This is a genomic window from Thermoplasmata archaeon (assembly GCA_035632695.1).
Taxonomy (GTDB): domain Archaea; phylum Thermoplasmatota; class Thermoplasmata; order RBG-16-68-12; family RBG-16-68-12; genus RBG-16-68-12.
On the sequence record DASQGG010000046.1, the window covers coordinates 1 to 15,548 of the forward strand.

At 67.8% G+C, this 15,548-nt stretch carries 16 protein-coding genes and 1 tRNA gene; 7 read left to right on the forward strand and 10 right to left on the reverse strand.

Translation table 11 applies throughout. The features are described 5' to 3' along the window. Positions 1-48 precede the first annotated feature (48 nt). Positions 49-1,125, forward strand: a complete 1,077-nt coding sequence (locus tag VEY12_03715; GenBank protein HYM39241.1) for a crosslink repair DNA glycosylase YcaQ family protein — start codon at positions 49-51, stop codon at positions 1,123-1,125. A gap of 120 nt (positions 1,126-1,245) precedes the next feature. On the opposite strand, the gene VEY12_03720 is transcribed toward VEY12_03715, so the two are convergent. From VEY12_03720 to VEY12_03735, 4 genes are all read right to left on the reverse strand, one after another. Further along, the gene (locus tag VEY12_03720) at positions 1,246-1,650 is read right to left on the reverse strand and encodes a VOC family protein (protein HYM39242.1); all 405 of its coding nucleotides are present in this window, start codon (positions 1,648-1,650) and stop codon (positions 1,246-1,248) included. Positions 1,651-1,667: 17 nt separating this feature from the next. Further along, the gene (locus VEY12_03725) at positions 1,668-2,066 is read right to left on the reverse strand and encodes a VOC family protein (protein HYM39243.1); all 399 of its coding nucleotides are present in this window, start codon (positions 2,064-2,066) and stop codon (positions 1,668-1,670) included. A 411-nt stretch (positions 2,067-2,477) separates the two neighbouring features. Beyond that, positions 2,478-2,912, reverse strand: a complete 435-nt coding sequence (locus VEY12_03730) for a DUF1801 domain-containing protein (GenBank protein ID HYM39244.1) — start codon at positions 2,910-2,912, stop codon at positions 2,478-2,480. A 212-nt stretch (positions 2,913-3,124) separates the two neighbouring features. After that, positions 3,125-3,199 (reverse strand) — tRNA-Arg (locus VEY12_03735). A 147-nt stretch (positions 3,200-3,346) separates the two neighbouring features. Here VEY12_03735 and VEY12_03740 point away from each other — a divergent pair. Beyond that, entirely contained in the window at positions 3,347-4,552 is a 1,206-nt protein-coding gene (locus VEY12_03740; GenBank protein HYM39245.1) for a saccharopine dehydrogenase NADP-binding domain-containing protein, read from the forward strand. Between the two features lie 5 nt (positions 4,553-4,557). Here the strand turns inward: VEY12_03740 and VEY12_03745 are convergent, their stop codons facing one another. Beyond that, positions 4,558-5,535, reverse strand: coding sequence for a P1 family peptidase (locus VEY12_03745; GenBank protein HYM39246.1), 978 nt, complete (start codon positions 5,533-5,535; stop codon positions 4,558-4,560). A 69-nt stretch (positions 5,536-5,604) separates the two neighbouring features. Then, positions 5,605-6,789 (reverse strand): saccharopine dehydrogenase NADP-binding domain-containing protein, encoded by a 1,185-nt coding sequence (locus VEY12_03750; GenBank protein HYM39247.1) that lies wholly within the window; start codon positions 6,787-6,789, stop codon positions 5,605-5,607. 204 nt (positions 6,790-6,993) lie between these two features. Between VEY12_03750 and VEY12_03755 the strand changes: the two genes are divergently transcribed. The 3 genes from VEY12_03755 to VEY12_03765 are packed head-to-tail and all read left to right on the forward strand — an operon-like array spanning position 6,994 to position 9,785. Next, on the forward strand, positions 6,994-9,132 hold the full coding sequence (locus VEY12_03755) for a PAS domain S-box protein (protein HYM39248.1): 2,139 nt from the start codon (positions 6,994-6,996) through the stop codon (positions 9,130-9,132). A 34-nt stretch (positions 9,133-9,166) separates the two neighbouring features. Beyond that, entirely contained in the window at positions 9,167-9,352 is a 186-nt protein-coding gene (locus VEY12_03760; protein ID HYM39249.1) for a hypothetical protein, read from the forward strand. 4 nt (positions 9,353-9,356) lie between these two features. Next, positions 9,357-9,785 (forward strand): SRPBCC domain-containing protein, encoded by a 429-nt coding sequence (locus tag VEY12_03765; protein HYM39250.1) that lies wholly within the window; start codon positions 9,357-9,359, stop codon positions 9,783-9,785. A gap of 48 nt (positions 9,786-9,833) precedes the next feature. Here the strand turns inward: VEY12_03765 and moaA are convergent, their stop codons facing one another. Next, positions 9,834-10,802 carry a GTP 3',8-cyclase MoaA gene (gene moaA / locus VEY12_03770; GenBank protein HYM39251.1) on the reverse strand — a complete coding sequence of 323 codons (969 nt, stop codon included), beginning with the start codon at positions 10,800-10,802 and terminating at the stop codon, positions 9,834-9,836. Positions 10,803-10,861: 59 nt separating this feature from the next. Continuing rightward, on the reverse strand, positions 10,862-11,320 hold the full coding sequence (locus VEY12_03775; GenBank protein ID HYM39252.1) for a YdeI/OmpD-associated family protein: 459 nt from the start codon (positions 11,318-11,320) through the stop codon (positions 10,862-10,864). 134 nt (positions 11,321-11,454) lie between these two features. Between VEY12_03775 and VEY12_03780 the strand changes: the two genes are divergently transcribed. Further along, complete coding sequence (locus VEY12_03780; protein HYM39253.1) at positions 11,455-12,069, forward strand: NADPH-dependent F420 reductase; 615 nt, start codon at positions 11,455-11,457, stop codon at positions 12,067-12,069. A gap of 105 nt (positions 12,070-12,174) precedes the next feature. Here VEY12_03780 and VEY12_03785 read toward each other — a convergent pair whose 3' ends face one another. Together VEY12_03785 and VEY12_03790 are read right to left on the reverse strand one after the other, a co-directional pair. Then, positions 12,175-13,110, reverse strand: coding sequence for a trypsin-like peptidase domain-containing protein (locus VEY12_03785; protein ID HYM39254.1), 936 nt, complete (start codon positions 13,108-13,110; stop codon positions 12,175-12,177). Positions 13,111-13,168: 58 nt separating this feature from the next. After that, complete coding sequence (locus VEY12_03790; GenBank protein HYM39255.1) at positions 13,169-15,172, reverse strand: beta-propeller domain-containing protein; 2,004 nt, start codon at positions 15,170-15,172, stop codon at positions 13,169-13,171. 112 nt (positions 15,173-15,284) lie between these two features. On the opposite strand from VEY12_03790, the gene VEY12_03795 reads away from it, so the two are divergent. Then, positions 15,285-15,548, forward strand: a 264-nt coding sequence (locus VEY12_03795) for a peptidylprolyl isomerase (protein ID HYM39256.1), incomplete at its 3' end; no start/stop codon positions are given.

Below are 15,548 nucleotides of genomic sequence, written 5' to 3' on the forward strand. Positions count from 1 at the left end.
ACTTAATCGGCCCTGCACATTCCATCGTGGAGCTGAGGCCCGGGTCCCGTGACGGCCACGAAACTGAGTCCTGCCGAGGCGAGGCGCATTGCGATTCGTGCGCAAGCGCTCGATGGCAGCGTACGGGACGTCCTTGACGTCGTCCGTCGGCTCGGCCTCCTGCAGCTCGACCCGACGAACCGCGTCGCACCGAGCCATCTCCTGGTCCTGTGGAGCCGGCTCGGCCCGTTCGACCGCACAAGACTCGACCGCCTGCTGTGGCGGGACCGATCGCTCTTCGAGTGGCGGGCCTATGTCCTCCCTTCCGAGGACTACCCGCTCGTGAAGCCAGAGATGCTCCGCTTCCCCGGAGACAAGGGAGCGTGGCAGCGACGAGTGGGGGATTGGCTCCGGGACAACGAGTCGTTTCGCCGATACGTGCTCCACGAGATTCGGAGACGGGGTCCCCTGCTTAGCCGCGACCTGAAGGACCGGGCCACACGGCCATGGCCTTCCGGGGGATGGACGGCGGGGCGCAACGTGACCCAGATGCTCCACTTCCTGAGCACCCGAGGCGAGGTCATGGTGAGCCGACGGGAAGGAGGCCAGCGGGTTTGGGACCTGCCCGAGCGCGTCCTGCCCGTGTCCGTGCTCAACGCGGCTCCCGCCTCCGAAGACACCGTGGCCCGCCGGCGGCTCCGCGCCCTTGGTCTCGTGAGGCCATCGTCCATGTACCGCGACGTCGGGGAGAGGGTGCGCGTTCTCGGAGTCGACGGCGAATGGATTGCGGACAAGGGCTCGCTCGACCGTGTCGGCGAGCCGCTCCCGTCACGGATGACCCTTCTGTCCCCGTTCGACCGGCTCATCTACGACCGCGAGCGGACGGAGGACCTCTTCCGGTTCCGGTACCGGATCGAGATCTACGTGCCCAAGGCGAAGCGGGCCTACGGGTTCTACGCTCTGCCAATCCTCGCGGGAGAGCGGATCGTCGGGAGGGTCGACTCCGCCCTCGACCGCGGGAACCGGATTCTGCGGGTCCACGCAGTCCACTCGGAGCCGGGCGCGCGGTTCTCGCGATCTGCGCTGCGGGAGACCCTCCTGAGTCTCGCCGAGTTCCTCGGGGCCACCCGCATCCAGGGTCTGTAGCGCGGCCGGGCCGGCAGTGCTGCAGCATCTGGTACCGGTGGGGCACCAACGAATGGACGTGCCAGGGCTCCGGATGGGATTCGTGAGTCAGCTCCCGAACTCAGCACCAGTGCCCGTGGTTTACTGGCCCTCCGGCATGAGCGTGAGCTCATTGCCGTCCGGGTCCAGCACCCCCGCCCACCAGCCCCAATCCTCCTCGGTAGGCCCCTTCCGGAACTTCACCCCGTTTGCCTCGAGCGCCGCACAGGCGGCCCGGAAGTCGCCGGGAAGGTTCAGCTCGATCCCCGTGAGCCCTGGCTCCGGGCGTTCGTCCATCCCGATCTCGGACGTCTGGCAGAGATGGATGAGTCCGCTCCCGTCCTTGCGGCCGACGGTCACCCAGTGCCCCATGTCTTGGACCAGATCCAAGCCGAGGTTCTTGGTGTACCACTCCACCGACTTCTTCCGATCCGAGACGACGACCGCGACGCTGAAGAATCTCGCCTTTGGCAGTTTGGACGCGTGCTCGTCCTGCTTGGCCGGCATGAATTCCCTCCGTTCCCCTACTTCTTCGGAAAGTGCGATATCTCCCAGAGGTTACCCTCCGGGTCTTCGAAGTAGGCGTACCGCTGCCCGTGGGGGCGTGTGGTGGGAGCCTTCACGAAATGGACCCCCTTCGCTTTCAGCTCCTTGTACAGGCGGTCGGCATCGTCGACGAATACGGCGAAGTAGCCCCGGCAAGCCATCCTCTCGCCCGGGCGAACCTGCCCCTCGGAGAGTTCCTCGCCGACCCCCTTCTGAGAGACCAGCGCCACGCCAGGCTTCGCCATATCTGGGAACGTAAGGTACGCGAAGTCGTCCTGGAGCTCTTTCAATTCCAAGCCGATCTTCTTCTCGTAGAACTCCGCGCACGTCCGGACGTCCTGAACCGCAAGCGCGTAGGCGTTCAGGTGGTCGATCACGGCTCGTTGAGCCACCACCGATAGAAGAAGCTTCGTACGATCGAGATTCGCGACCTCGCGGAACGCGTCGCGTCGACGTGAATTCTCGCGCTTGGCGTAATCCTTGCCCTTGCGTGGAGACTGCACCGGATTCCCACCCTGACACTCGGGACTCGGGTCCCCGGAGAGCGCGCGCCTCGATGGGAGGCGGAGCTCGTTACGCGTGTCCCCATGTCCGGTCGGTCCTCAACGAGGGCTACGCACCCGGTGGGAGCCGGTGCCCGAAACGCCTTTTGGACAGTGTCATGCGGCAGTCTCTTCCGTCCGTCATGATGACGTTGGGGTCCGAGCCTATGACTGGCGACGCGGCCGGCGTCGGCGTATTTGCCCCTCTCGAGCCAGACTTGGACCGAGCGGCCGAGGGCTGCGAAGTCAGCGGACGGCGTTCTTTCTCGCGGCCGCTTTCGCGGCCTCTGCGGCGTTGCGCTTTACGCCAATCCGCTGCTTGACGCCGGCTCGAACGAGAGCCTCGAGACCGGCCACGTCGATCCTGCCGCCCACCGGGAAATCGATGGCCCTCGACATGCCGTTGAGCTGCGCGTTGAAGAGCTTCTTGGGGTCGGGGAGGCTCGCGCCCGCAGCGAAGCTGACGCGAACGCGCCCCCTGAGTGGGATGAGGATGCAGATGATGCCGTCATGCTCGAAGACGGCCGCGCCTAGCGGACTGCTCGGCTTCCGCCACTTGACGGCCTCGACGATCTCGGGGTCGGCGGCGTGGATGGCATCCCGCAGTTGCGCGAGGATGATGCCGCGCTCGTCCGGCGTTGCATCGATGATCGCGTCAACATCGGGGCTACGAGTGGGCATCGTGGAGGTCAGGCCGGCCGAGCATTCTATATCTTTCCATACTCGCTTTAAGAGCCTATCCTGAAACCCCGAGGGCTTGTAGCGTGATGATCGCGCGGGCGAATTGGGCCGGACCTGCGAGGCCCGACCATGGTGGGGAACGACAGGCACGGGGCTCTGAAGCCCATCTTGGCGGTCCGCGACCGAATTGATTCGATCTTGCTGCAGTGGAACGGACCCGGTGGGATTCGAACCCACGACAGCCGGATTAGAAATCCGGAGCCCTATCCGTGCTAGGCGACGGGTCCGTCTCGGGGGACGGGACGCCGGTGATAAGTATCCATCGTCCCGGGTCGCGGTTCCCGAAGACCATATGTACCCCTAGTACTCCCAGGCGAGAAGCTACATTACCCCCCTCCGTGGTTGGACCCGGATAGAGGGATAGGACGAAGGTCATCGTACTCGGCGCCGGGGCGATTGGCTCCGTGACCGCCACGCTGCTCGCGAAGAGCCCGAAGGTCGAACGCCTCATCATCGCGGACCGCAGCCTCGAGGCCGCGAAGGCCCTCGCGGCGCGCCTGCCCGCGAGCGTCGCGATCGCGGACCGCATCGACGCCTCGAAGGTCGACACGATGGCGGAGGCATTCAAAGGCAACGACATGGTCCTCAACCTCGTCCTGCCGCGGTTTAACCTGAAGATCATGGACGCCTGCCTCAAGGCCGGCGTGCATTACATGGACGCCGCCACGGACCTCGCCCTCGCGAAGGAGAAGCCCGGCGAGATCGTCCCGGCGCCGCCGGAGGCGCTCCAGCTCGCGTACGACGACGCCTTCCGGAACGCCGGGCTCACGGCCCTCCTCGGGATGGGCCAGGACCCCGGGATCTCGAACATCCTCGCGCGGGTGGGCGCGGACCGCCTCGACGTCGTGCAGGAGATCGAGGTGCGGGACGGGGACGCGGGCTCCGTCGAGGGATACGAGTTCGCCTCCCTCTGGTCCGTCGACACCCTCATCGAGGAAGTCCTCATGCCCGCGCTCGCCTTCCGCGACGGGAAGCTCCTCCGACTCGGCTCGCTCGAAGGCGAGGAGGTCTTCGAGTTCCCCGCGCCCGTGGGGCCGCTCACCGTGTACAACGTGGACCACGAGGAGACGAACACCCTCCCGCTCACGATCGGGAAGGGCCTCGAGTCCATGGACTTCAAGATCGCGATCCCCGAGGACCTCGCGCACGCGCTCAAGGTCTTCCAGAAGTTCGGGCTGCACCGCGGACGTCCGATCGAGGTCGAGGTCAAGTCGACCGGCGAGAAGGTCCACGTCGCGCCCCGCGACATGCTCGCGGCCCTCATGCCCGATCCGAAGACCCTCTCCGACAAGGCGAAGGGGCCGGCGTGTCTCGCGGTCGTCGTCCGGGGGCTCAAGGCCGACGAGAAGGCGGGCTGGATGCTCTGGATGACCCTGGACCACCAGGAGTGCTACCGGAGGTACGGGTTCAACGCGACGAGCTACCCGGTCGGCGCGCCGATGGCCATGGCGGCCGAGATGCTGGCCCGGGGCGAGATCACGCGCCGCGGCGCGTTCCCCTTGGAGGTCTTGGATCCCGAGCCGTTCCTCAAGCACTTCCCGGAGTACGGGATCGTGATCCAGGAGAAGCGCCTCGCCTGACCTCGTCAGCGGGAGTCCGCGAGTCCTTCGTACCCGCCGAGCCCGGTCGCGTGGCGCACCGCGTGGACCGCGGCCCTTGCGACCTCGCGCACCGCGACGTGATGCAGGACGTCGAATGCGCGGTAGTCGAGCCGTTTCGTCCGCCGGCGGCCCGTGCAGAAGCCCAGGAGCGTGTCCCCGTCCGTGGACATGTGGGCCGGGCGGATGGCGAGGGCAATCCCGTCATGGGCGAGTTCGACCAGGCGCGCGAGCTGTTCGTGATCCAGAGGCGCGTCGGTCCCCAGAACCCCGATCGTTGTTCCGAACCGGGTCGTCGACCGCTCCAAGTACTCCCCGAGGAGATCGTCCATCTCCAGGAACCCGCGCGCACCGGCTCGATGGGTCCCTGCGATCGTACGCTGCTCCGCCAAGTCGTACACGTTCCCGACGCAATTCGTGACCACCAAGGCGCCCACGGTCCACGCGCCGATCCGTGATGCGCTGCTCCCGATGCCGCCCTTCGTCCCCTTGAGCCCGCGCGCCTCGAAGAAAGGCCCCACGGTCGCGCCCGTGCCCGCGCCCACGGTCCCCTGGGGGACCGGCCTCGAGCTCGCGGCTCCGCAAGCCCGGTAGCCCAGGTCCGCGTAGTCCCGCCCGCCGAGCGGACCCAAGTGCAGGTCGTAGATGTTGGTCCCCATGATCGCGGGCATCTTGCCCCCGCCCCGCGGTCTCGCGAGCCGCTCTTCCAGCAGGTAGCGGCGGATGCCGACGGACGCGTCGTAGCCGTAGACGTCGCCCCCCGTGAGGAACAGGGCGTGGCGGTCGATGAACGTCTTGCCCAGGTCGGAGGCGGCCGTGTCGAAGCTGCCGGGCCATCCTCCCCGCGGATCCGCGAAGGCCATGGCGGGCGGGTCGAGGAGGACGACCGTGGTGCCGCTGCGGATGTGGCGGTCCTCCGCGTGGCCCACGCGCACGCCCTTCAGCGCGGTCAGTGTGGAGTTCATGGTTGCCATGGGGTTTCAGCGCCGCCGAGGCCGGAACGCGATCGTGCCATAAAGAGCCGACGCGCGGGCCTACGGGGCGGTCTCCTCGATCCGGAAGGCAACGCCGCGGGCTTCGAGCTCGGGGAGAAGAGCGCCCAGCGGAAGCTCCTCGGCGGCGAGGACCCCTGTGCGCGGCATCTTCTTCCCGATGAGCAGAGCGGCCGCGGACGCCACGGCCGCGGAGGTCACGTAGCGCTCCGCGGTGGCCCCGCGCCGACGGTTCGCCTCCCGATGGTCGAGGAGGAACGAGGCCCGCACTCGGGCCCGGGAACCGTCCTTCCTGGAGCCGATCACCTCGGAGACGATGGCCATCGTGCCGGGAATCGGGCCGATCAGGGCCGAGGGTTCGGGGAATGTCGCGAGGAACGCGTCCCGGAACGTCATCGCCCCCTTCCCCAGGAGAATCCGTCGGTCCTCGCGGAGCAGGCCGAGGGAATCCAACGCAGCGATCGCGCGGACGAGCTCGGGGTTGATGTCGTGCTTGTACACGACCCTCCCGACCGGACGGCCGAGGCGGTACGGCAGCGTGAGCACCTCCTCGTGGTAGAACTGGTACAGGTGCCGCTTGCCGACGGGCGCCGGGAACTCGTAGTCCTCCTCCCCGCTCACGAACGGCTGCGGCGCGATCTGCTTCCCGTCCCAGATCGTGGGCGGCGAGAGGGCGTCACGGAGGAAGACGGTCCGGGAGTAGAGCGGGTACCCGTCGAAGTCGCCCGTGCCCGCGGCCGCCTTCAGGATGCGGATCTCGTCCAGCGTCGCGAGCCGGTCTGCCGCGGCGCGTGCCATGACGTTGGAGAGCCCCGGGTCGGACCCCATGGAGACCACGGCGGTCAGCCCGCGGTCCTTCCACGCGGCGTCCTCGTCGAGCTGAGCGAGCACGCCGGGTCGCTCGGCGGGGGCCACGGGACTCAGTCCCCAGGGGTCGATGTAGGAGCAGCCCACGTCGAGGCAGGCCGCCATGACGGGCAGGTTGTAGTCCGGGAGGGTGGCGTTGATCACCAGGTCGGCGCCGTGGATCGCGTCCCGGAGGGGACCCGGCTCCCCGACGTCCACCTGAATGGGCCGCACGCTCACGCCGTGCCCGATGGACTTCAGGGCCTTGGACCGGTCGCCCCGTTTGTCCGCCAGGACGAGATCCGTGACGCGGGCATCCGACGCAAGCTCGAGGGCGAGAATCCGCCCGAGGCCTCCGATCCCGAGGACGGCGACCTTCACGGCCCTCGCGTCCTGTCGTAGAGCGGCTTCAATCTTTCCCCGCGATTTTCTTTCGTCACCGGTCACTCCACGGTCCGCTCGCCGTCGCGACGAAGTCCGGTGATGTTATGTCGACTGGGAATCGCCCCGCAAGTACTTTATAGCAACGAGTCGGCTGAGAATCGCTCTCCTCAAACCGCGCATCCAAACCCCCAACGAGGTGCCATGGTCGCCAAAGCGAGCCCTGCGAACGAGAGCCCTCCTTCGGGCCCCCTCCGCGAAGTCCTGATCATCGACGCGAACGAGGACCACCAGACGCTGAGCGCGATTGCGCTCGGGCGCCGGGGCTTCAAGGTCACCGCGGTGGCCTCGGGCACGGAAGGCCTGCGCCTCGCCCTCACCCATCCGTTCGACGCGATCGTCCTGGACCACAGGGTGCGCGACCTCGCGGCCTTCGAGGTCCTCCAAGGGCTCGTCCGCAGGCTGCCGACGACGCCGAAGGTCTTCGTGGTGGCCGCGGGCACGGAAGACCAGGCCGTGAAGGCGATGCACGCGGGCGCCACGGGCTACCTCGTGAAGACCGCGCGGTACAACGAGGTCCTCCCCGTCGAGGTGGAGGACCAGATCGAGAAGGCGCGCACGAGGGCCCGGCTCCTGGAGCAGAGCCGCGCCCTGGAGCAGGGGGCGGCGGAGCGCGAGAAGGCCGAGGAAGCCCTCCGGACGTTCGAGGAACGCGTCGGTGTGATGAGCGAGCAGGCGCCGTTCATCCTGTGGACGACGGACACAGACCTCCGCTTCACGTCGTCCGTGGGCTCCGGGCTGCGGAGCATCGGGATGACGCCGGATCAAGCCCGGGGCACGACGGTCCAGGAGTTCGCGCAGAGCGAGGATCCCAACTTGCCCCTGATCGCCGCCCACTGCCGTGCCCTCGCGGGGGAGACCGCGCGCTTCGAGCAGGAGTGGCAGGGCCGGGTCTTCGACGTCCATCTCGAGCCGCTCCGGAAACGGGACGGCCCCATCCTGGGCGTCTTCGGGGTCGCCCTGGACATCACGGAGCGCGTGCGGTCCGAGCGGGTCCAGTCCGCCCTTTACCGGATCTCGCAGCTCGCCTCCGCCGCGGAGAACCTGCAGGACGTGCTCCGGGCCATCCACGGCATCGTGGGCGAGCTCATGCCCGCGGGAAACTTCTACATCGCCCTCCACGACCCCCAGACGGACACGCTCAGCTTCCCCTACTTCGTCGACGAGGCGGAGAGCCCGCCCGGCCCGCAGCCGGCGGGGCGCGGCCTCACGGAGTACGTCCTCCGCACGGGCAAGCCGCTCCTCGCCTCGCCCGAGATCTTCCAGCATCTCGTCGACTCCGGTGAAGTGGAGCTCATCGGACCGCCCTCGATCGACTGGCTCGGCGTCCCCCTGATCGTGAAGGACCGCGTGTTCGGCGCGCTCGTCGTCCAGAGCTACACGGAGGGCGTCCGGTACACGGAGGCCGAGAGGGGACTCCTGCAGTTCGTTTGCTCCCAGATCGCCATGGTCGTGGACCGAAAGCGCGCGGAGGAGAGCCTCCGGGAGAGCGAGCGCGCGCTGTCCAAGATGCTCGGCGAGCTCCCCGGCGTCGCCTACCGCACCCGGTTCGACGAGCTGTGGACGAACGAGTTTGTGAGCGAGGGCTGTTTCGAGCTGCTCGGATACCGGCCCGAGGACCTGCTCGAGAACCGTCGGGTCGCGGGTCGAGACCTGATCCACCCGGACGACCGCGCCTGGGTCGCCCGCGAGACCGCCGTGGCGGTCGAGGAGCACCGGCCGTACGGCATCCACTACCGCATCCGCACCGCGCGCGGCAAGGAGAAGTGGGTCTGGGACCAGGGCCATGCGATCTACGCGCCCGATGGCAACGTGGTCGCCCTCGAAGGCCTCGTGACCGACGTTACGGAGTGGAAAGCGGTCGTGGACAGCCTGCGCACCATGGGCATCTTCCGCGCCCTGTTCGACTCCGCCCCGGACGCGATCCTCCTCGTGGATCGGGCGGGGCGCATCCTCGACGCGAACCCGATGGCGGAGGCCCTCCTCGCGAAGGAGCGAGGCGTCCTCCTCGGAAACCCCGTGGAGGACTTCGTTCGGTCCGACCCCCCGGGCTCGTTCCTTCGCCACCTCGACGGGCTCTTCCAGGACCGGCTCCCGGAGGACACGTGGGACGCCACGTTGAGGGTCGCGGCACGCCCGCGACGCGGCGTCCACCTGCACGCTCGGATTGTCCGCGAGGCGGGCGCCGACCCGGTGGCCGAGCTCAGCCTCCGGGACGCGCTGCCAATCGTCCCCTCCGGCGGTCGTGCTTCGATGGGATGGGCGGGACCACCGAGAGCGTGAGGTTTATCAACCGGGCTTCATTCCGCGGGGACGGATGAAACCGAACCACCCCGAGATCTGTCCGCGCTGCGGCAAGCCGACGTACAACTGGTACTACCTTGCCGTCCGAATCTACATCCATTGCGAGCACTGCGGCTACGAGGAGCGCGGGATTAGCAACACGCCGCTCTCTGGGGTGCAGGTGAGCAGCGAGAGCCGTATCCCCGCGACGAGGAGCTGAGGCGATGCCGGAAGGAACCGTCACGTTCGATGTCCGTGTGCCCGTGGACCGCGCTTGGGCGTTCCTGAGCGATATGCGCAAGGTCGGGACCTGCGTCCCCGGCGTAGAGGCGATTGAGGTGATCGACGACCGTCGAGCCAAGTGGACGCTCAAGGTGAAGATCGGGCCGCTTTCCCAGCGGATTCAAGTGGACACAGAGACCATCGAGCAGGTGCCACCGTCCCGCGCCCGGTTCCGCGGCGTGGCGGACAACATGGAGATGCTCGGGACGATTGAGCTCGCTCCGGCGGGGGACGCGACCCGTATCAAGTACACGATGGCTGCGACCGCGAAGGGCCCGCTTGCGCGGATCATCGACAACATGATGAAGTCGCGGCTCAAGCAGCAGTCCGACGAGTTTGCCGCGAACGTCAAGAAGGCGCTCGAAGTCTGACCGCGGACCCGGGCTGTCATCGGGACGCGACCGTGAAGCTCCGACGGCTCATGCCGCGGGCGGGAAGTCGACGGCCGACGCAGTCTCCGGATGGCGCCGCGGGAACTCCTTGACGTACGCGCCGTAGTACGGCACGCGGTTGGCGACCACGCGGCGGAAGGCGTCCCGCAGCCCATCCAGGTCGATGCCTCGTGTGGGGATGAGGTCGTCGTTCCGGTTCAGGCAACCCTTCAGTTCGCCCTTGTGCGTCACGCGGATCCTGTGGCAGTTCATGCAGAACTCCGCGTTGTACACGGGGTCGACGACTTCGACCTCCGCGCCGTTGAAGAGGTAGATGTGGCGGTGGTGCATCTCCCGGACGAGGACCTCGTCCGCGCGGGACTCCAGCCATTTCTTCACGCCGTCGATATCCACCATCCAGTCGTTGTGGTCCACGAGCTCGGGCATGAACTGGATGAGCTGGAGCTTGAGCCCCTCGCCGTGGCCGATGTAGTCGATCATCGCGGGGATGTAGGGGAGGGTCTGCTTGAACACGACCATGTTCAGCTTCACAGGCTTCAGGCCGACGCGCAGCGCCTCCTGGATTCCCTGGAGAACGGGTTGGAGGCTCCCCTTGCGGATATCCTGGAACGCCTGCGGATCGAGGGAGTCCACGGACACGTTGACCCGCTTGAGGCCTGCGTCGCGCAGCGCTTCGGCCCGCTTCGCGAGCATGGAGCCGTTCGTCGTCATGGAAACGTCGTCGATTTGCCGCACGGTCCGGTCCACGATCTCCTCCATGTCCAGCCGGACCAGGGGTTCGCCGCCCGTGAACTTCACCGACCGGATGTCGAACTCGCGCGCGACGCGGACGATCCGCTCCACCTCGTCCGCGGTCATCTCCTCGTCGTGGGGCATCCGGGGCCGGAGCACGGGACCGAGGCCCTCGTCGTGGCAATAGATGCAGCCGAAGTTGCACCGCTTGGTCACGCTGATCCGGATGTCCGTGACCTCGCGCCCGAAGGCGTCGGAGAGCATTCCCGACCGATGAGGCGTCCTCCGGTTTTATAGTTGCGGGAGCGAGGCGCCCGCCGCCATCAGTAGAAGTGGCCCTTGCCTTTCGAAAGCCGCGTGAGCGCCTCCGCGATCCGGTGCTTGCGGGTCTCGGGCCTCTTCGCCTCCGTGATCCAATCCGTGTACGCCTTCTTGTGGCCGTACGAGAGCGCCTCGAAATTGGCCCTGGCTTTTCGGACGCCCGCAAGGGCGCGCTTGAGGTCCGCGGGCACCGTCACCTGGCGTGGCCCCGTCTCCACCTCGAGGACCACGTGGACGCGGTCCCCGGGTTTCGCTTGGGCGCCAGCTTGGAGCTCCTTGTTCACTGCAATCTGGTGCGGTCCGTCCCCGGTGGGGAACGCCGAGATCGAGAACGGATGCCCGTTCATCGTCCCCCGCACGGCGACACGGCCTTGGGTGCCGAGTTGCCGACTCGCCTTCACGGGGAAGTCGAGGAACACCCAGGCCCGCTTGGTCCACGGGCGATGAGCCTCGCCTCGAATTCGATCTTGCCCAACCGATCACCGGCTGCCGCGCGAACCCAAAGCTCGTGGGGCGGTTAATCGTTTTTCTCGGACGCCGAATCGGATGGAGTACGTGTAGGGAATCCGCCTACGATGCCCGAGGTGGCGTCGAGTTGCGGGCGGCTGTCATCGGCACGGGGCACGTGGGCACGGCGATCGCGAAGGGCCTCCAGAGGGCGAAACACGAGGTGCGCATGGGTTCGCGGCAGCCATCGGAGACCCGAGCGCCCCGGGGGATTCCCGTGGGTCCGAGCCGATCCACGGCGGAATGGGCGGAGGCGGTCATCCTCGCAGTCCCCTACTCCGCCATCCAGGAGGCGGTCCGTGCGATGGGTCCAGGAGCGCTGAAGGGCAAGACGGTCGTGGACGTGACGAACGTGATTTCGCCGTCCATGGACCTCGCGGTCGGGTTCACGACGTCCGGCGGGGAGGAACTCCAGAAGCTTGTGCCTGAGGCCAACGTCGTGAAGGCGTTCAACACTGTCTTCGCGCGCCACATGTCCACGGGGAAGCTCGCGGGCCAGCCCCTGACGCTCCACGTGGCCGGGGACACCCCGCAGGCGAAGGAGGCCGTGATGCGGCTCGGGCGCGACATCGGGTTCGAGCCCGTCGACGCTGGGCCGCTTAAGGCCGCCCGCTACCTGGAGCCCATGGGGATGCACCTGATCTCCCTCGGGTACGGGCAGAAGATGGGCGACGGGATCGGCTACCGCCTCGTCCGGGAATAGGACTGGGCCGCAGCGGCTCCTCGGCGAGCGCGTGCGCGCACGACCGGCCGCGGGATCCGTGGTCGGCGGCCGCTTCCTCCCATCCGGGTTGGGCCCGCCCCGGTCCTAGAAGGGCCGCGTACCCAGCGGGATGCGCACTGTCCGGCCGCCCTGGCGTTCGTAGCCCACCTCGACCGTGTCCCCGATCTTCTTCCCGCGAAGCGCCTCAACGAGATCGGAGACGCCCCCGAGTGGGTTGCCGTCGAGGGACGTGAGTACGTCGCCCACTCGGAGGCCCGCGGCTCGCGCCGGACCGCCCTCCGAGAGCTCCACGAGGAAGACCCCCTGGCTCACTGAGAGCTGGTAGTAGTGTGCAAGCCGCCGGTCCACGTCGTAGCCCACGACACCGAGCCACGGCCGCTGGACCTTGCCGTGGCCGATGATCTGGGCCGCGACGTCCCGCGCCACGTTGATGGGAATCGCGAAGCCGATGCCCTCCGCGTAGGGGATCGTGGCGGCGTTCAGGGCGATCACGCGACCCTGGAGGTCCACGAGGGGCCCTCCGCTGTTCCCCGGGTTCACCGCGGCATCGGTCTGGATCACCTGGAGGCCGTCCCCGTCCCCGAGGCGGATGTTCCGCTGGAGGGAGCTCACGACGCCCGAGGTCACCGTCGGCCCTCCGGGCAGACCCAACGGGTTGCCGATCGCGAGTACGGGTTGGCCCACCTTGAGGCGGTCCGAATCCCCGAGCTCCGCGGGCTGCAGGTGGTCCCCATCCACCTGGACCACGGCCACATCCGTGTCCGCGTCGGCGCCGAGGACGCGGCCCCCGAGGACCCGTCCGTCCCCCAGGCCGACGAGGATCCTCTCCGCGCCGTCAACCGTGTGGGCGTTCGTCAGGATGTGGCCCTGGGTATCCAGCACCACGCCCGAGCCGATGCCCCGCCTGGCATACGGCCCGAAGGGCGGCCCTTGGAAGGCTCCCGCTACACTGATGCTCACCGTGCTTGCCCCTGCCCGCTCCACGGCCTGCGTGTAGGCCGCCTCGAGATCCGCGATCATGTCCGTCGCGAGGACAAGGCGGCGGCACCCTTTGTTGACTAGACGTAGCCGTCTCAAGTCACTCGACGAGGATCGGGCACCCGTACGCGGTGGAGGAGGGCGTCGCATACACCACGGACGCGATCTCGGACAGGTTCGTCAGGGAGTTCGCCATGACTTCCGAACCGGAGATCGTGTACAGGGTGTCGCCGATGTACAGGGAGCGACGGATCTGCGTCGGGGAGCCGTACCAGCCGCAGGACGCGGTCACGGTGCCGTTGCCTTGGGTGATCCGCCCGATGTACGTGAAGCCCGTGGTCTCGTTCACGCGGTACACGTAGGCCCCCTGCCAGACCACGTTGCCCCACGCATACGGCGGAACGCCGCCCGGGTACTGGCTGGCATTGATGACCGCCAGATCCACCGGGAGGACGACGAGCTCCCGCTGCGGGATGTACAGGAACGCGTGGGGGTCGTTAAGGACCTCGGACTGCGTGCCCCGATCCCCGATCGACACGTTCGCGAGCTCCTTGGGCGCGGTCTCGTTCGTCACATTGTACAGGGAGAGCTTCAGCCCCTGGTACCAGGACCAGTTCCCCTCCGCGGGGAGGGCGTCGTTGCCGACGCCCAGGAGGTGCCCCGCATCCAACGGATACAGGTAGTTCGAGAACCCGGGCATCGCGAGGGAGCCCGTGACCTGGGGGGAGGAGGGATCGGACAGGTCGATCACGAAGAGGGGGTCGATTCGGCGGAACGTGACCACGTACGCGCGGTCTCCGAGGAATCGGACCGCAAAGATGCTCTCTCCCGGCGCGAGGTGGGTGACGGAGCCGAGCGGGGCGAGGGCGGCGTCAAACACGTACACGTTGCTGTACGTCGAGGACGTGTCGCCGTCGCTCCCGAAGTTGCGGACGGTCGTCGCGACGCGCAGCATCCCGTTCCACTCGTCCATGGAGTACTGGTTCAACAGGGTCCCATCCACGTTCGCGGAGGCCGCCGCGGTGATGTCGAGCCCGGAGGCCACGAGCTTGTAGATGGTCGTCCAACCGCCGCCCGCCTGGATGGGCCGCAGCATGGTCATCGGCCCCGCCTGCGGGATCATCCACTTGTAGAACGCGATATAGAGCGCGGTGGGCGACATGTACAGGACGGACGCACCGCCCGTCACGACGGCCATGGGCTTCGCCGCGCCCGTGCCGAGGTCGATGGCGAGGAGGTTTGTGTACTCCCACGCGTCCACGGATTGCGGGTCGCGGTAGATCTCCCCCGGCGCGAGGTCGCGGCACGATCCGCCGACGCACAGCTGCGGCGGCAGCGTGGTTCCGTTCACCTCGGGGATCCACTGGGTCGCGACGAGGTAGACCGTGGAGCCCACCATGCGTCCCGTGGAAGCAGAGCCCGTCACGGCGACCACGTGCTGGAGGACGGGATGCGCCGGTTCGGACACGTCGAACAGGAAGGCGAAGGTCCGAGGCGGGTCGTATGCGGCGGGTGTCGGTCCGAAGACGAGGCTCGGTGCGCCGACCATGGGCGGGAGCACACCGCCCCCGTAGCCGCCCCACCCCATTCCGTACGTGTCGGACACCGCAAGGAGCTCGGAGCCGTTGAGGAACAGACCGACCGCGTAGGTCGCGTTGTTCCCCGTCGACGCGTACGTCAGGTTCCCGAGGGAGATTCGGCTCACCACGTGGAGGTCCGTCGCCGGGTACGCACGGAGGATGTCCACCTGGCCCTGGGTCGCGATGTAGATGTACGTGCCGTCCGTCTTGACCATGTCCAGCTCGTCCACGCCGGTCACCTGCACGTTCGTCCCGGAGTACGAGGGCGGGGACGGGGTCGTGGGCGCCCCCATCACGGGCGCGGCGTATCCGGGAGTCGCGGGTCCCGCGATGAGCCCGCCCCGGTACATGGAGCCCTGCTCCGCGGAGTGCGCCCCGTTCACGTAGCCCGCGAGTTCCGCATAGCTGGCGAAGGGCAGGAGGCCTGCGGCCTGCGGCGCGCTCGTCACCACGACGACCGCGGTCGCCGAGACGGTCAGGGAAACCAGCACGAGGAACACGGCGAGGTGCTTGCGGGCCCACATCGGGAGGGCAACGAGCGGGGAGATACTTCAACCGGGGTTCTTTGTGAGCCCGCGCCCTAACCACGCGCCCCTGCAGGCTTAAGGGGAAGGACGGTATGCGGGGCCCGAGACCATGAGCCACGTCCAGCTGGAGACCACGTTGGGCACGATCCGCCTTGAACTCTTCGACGACTCCATGCCCATCACCGCGGGCAACTTCCGGAAGCTCGCGGAGAAGGGCTTCTACAACGGCGTGATCTTCCACCGAGTGATTCCCGGCTTCATGATCCAAGGCGGCGACCCCACGGGGACGGGCAGGGGCGGCCCCGGCTACACGATCAAGGACGAACTGCCCCCGAGCAACCACAATGCCCGCGGCACGATCTCCATGGCGAAC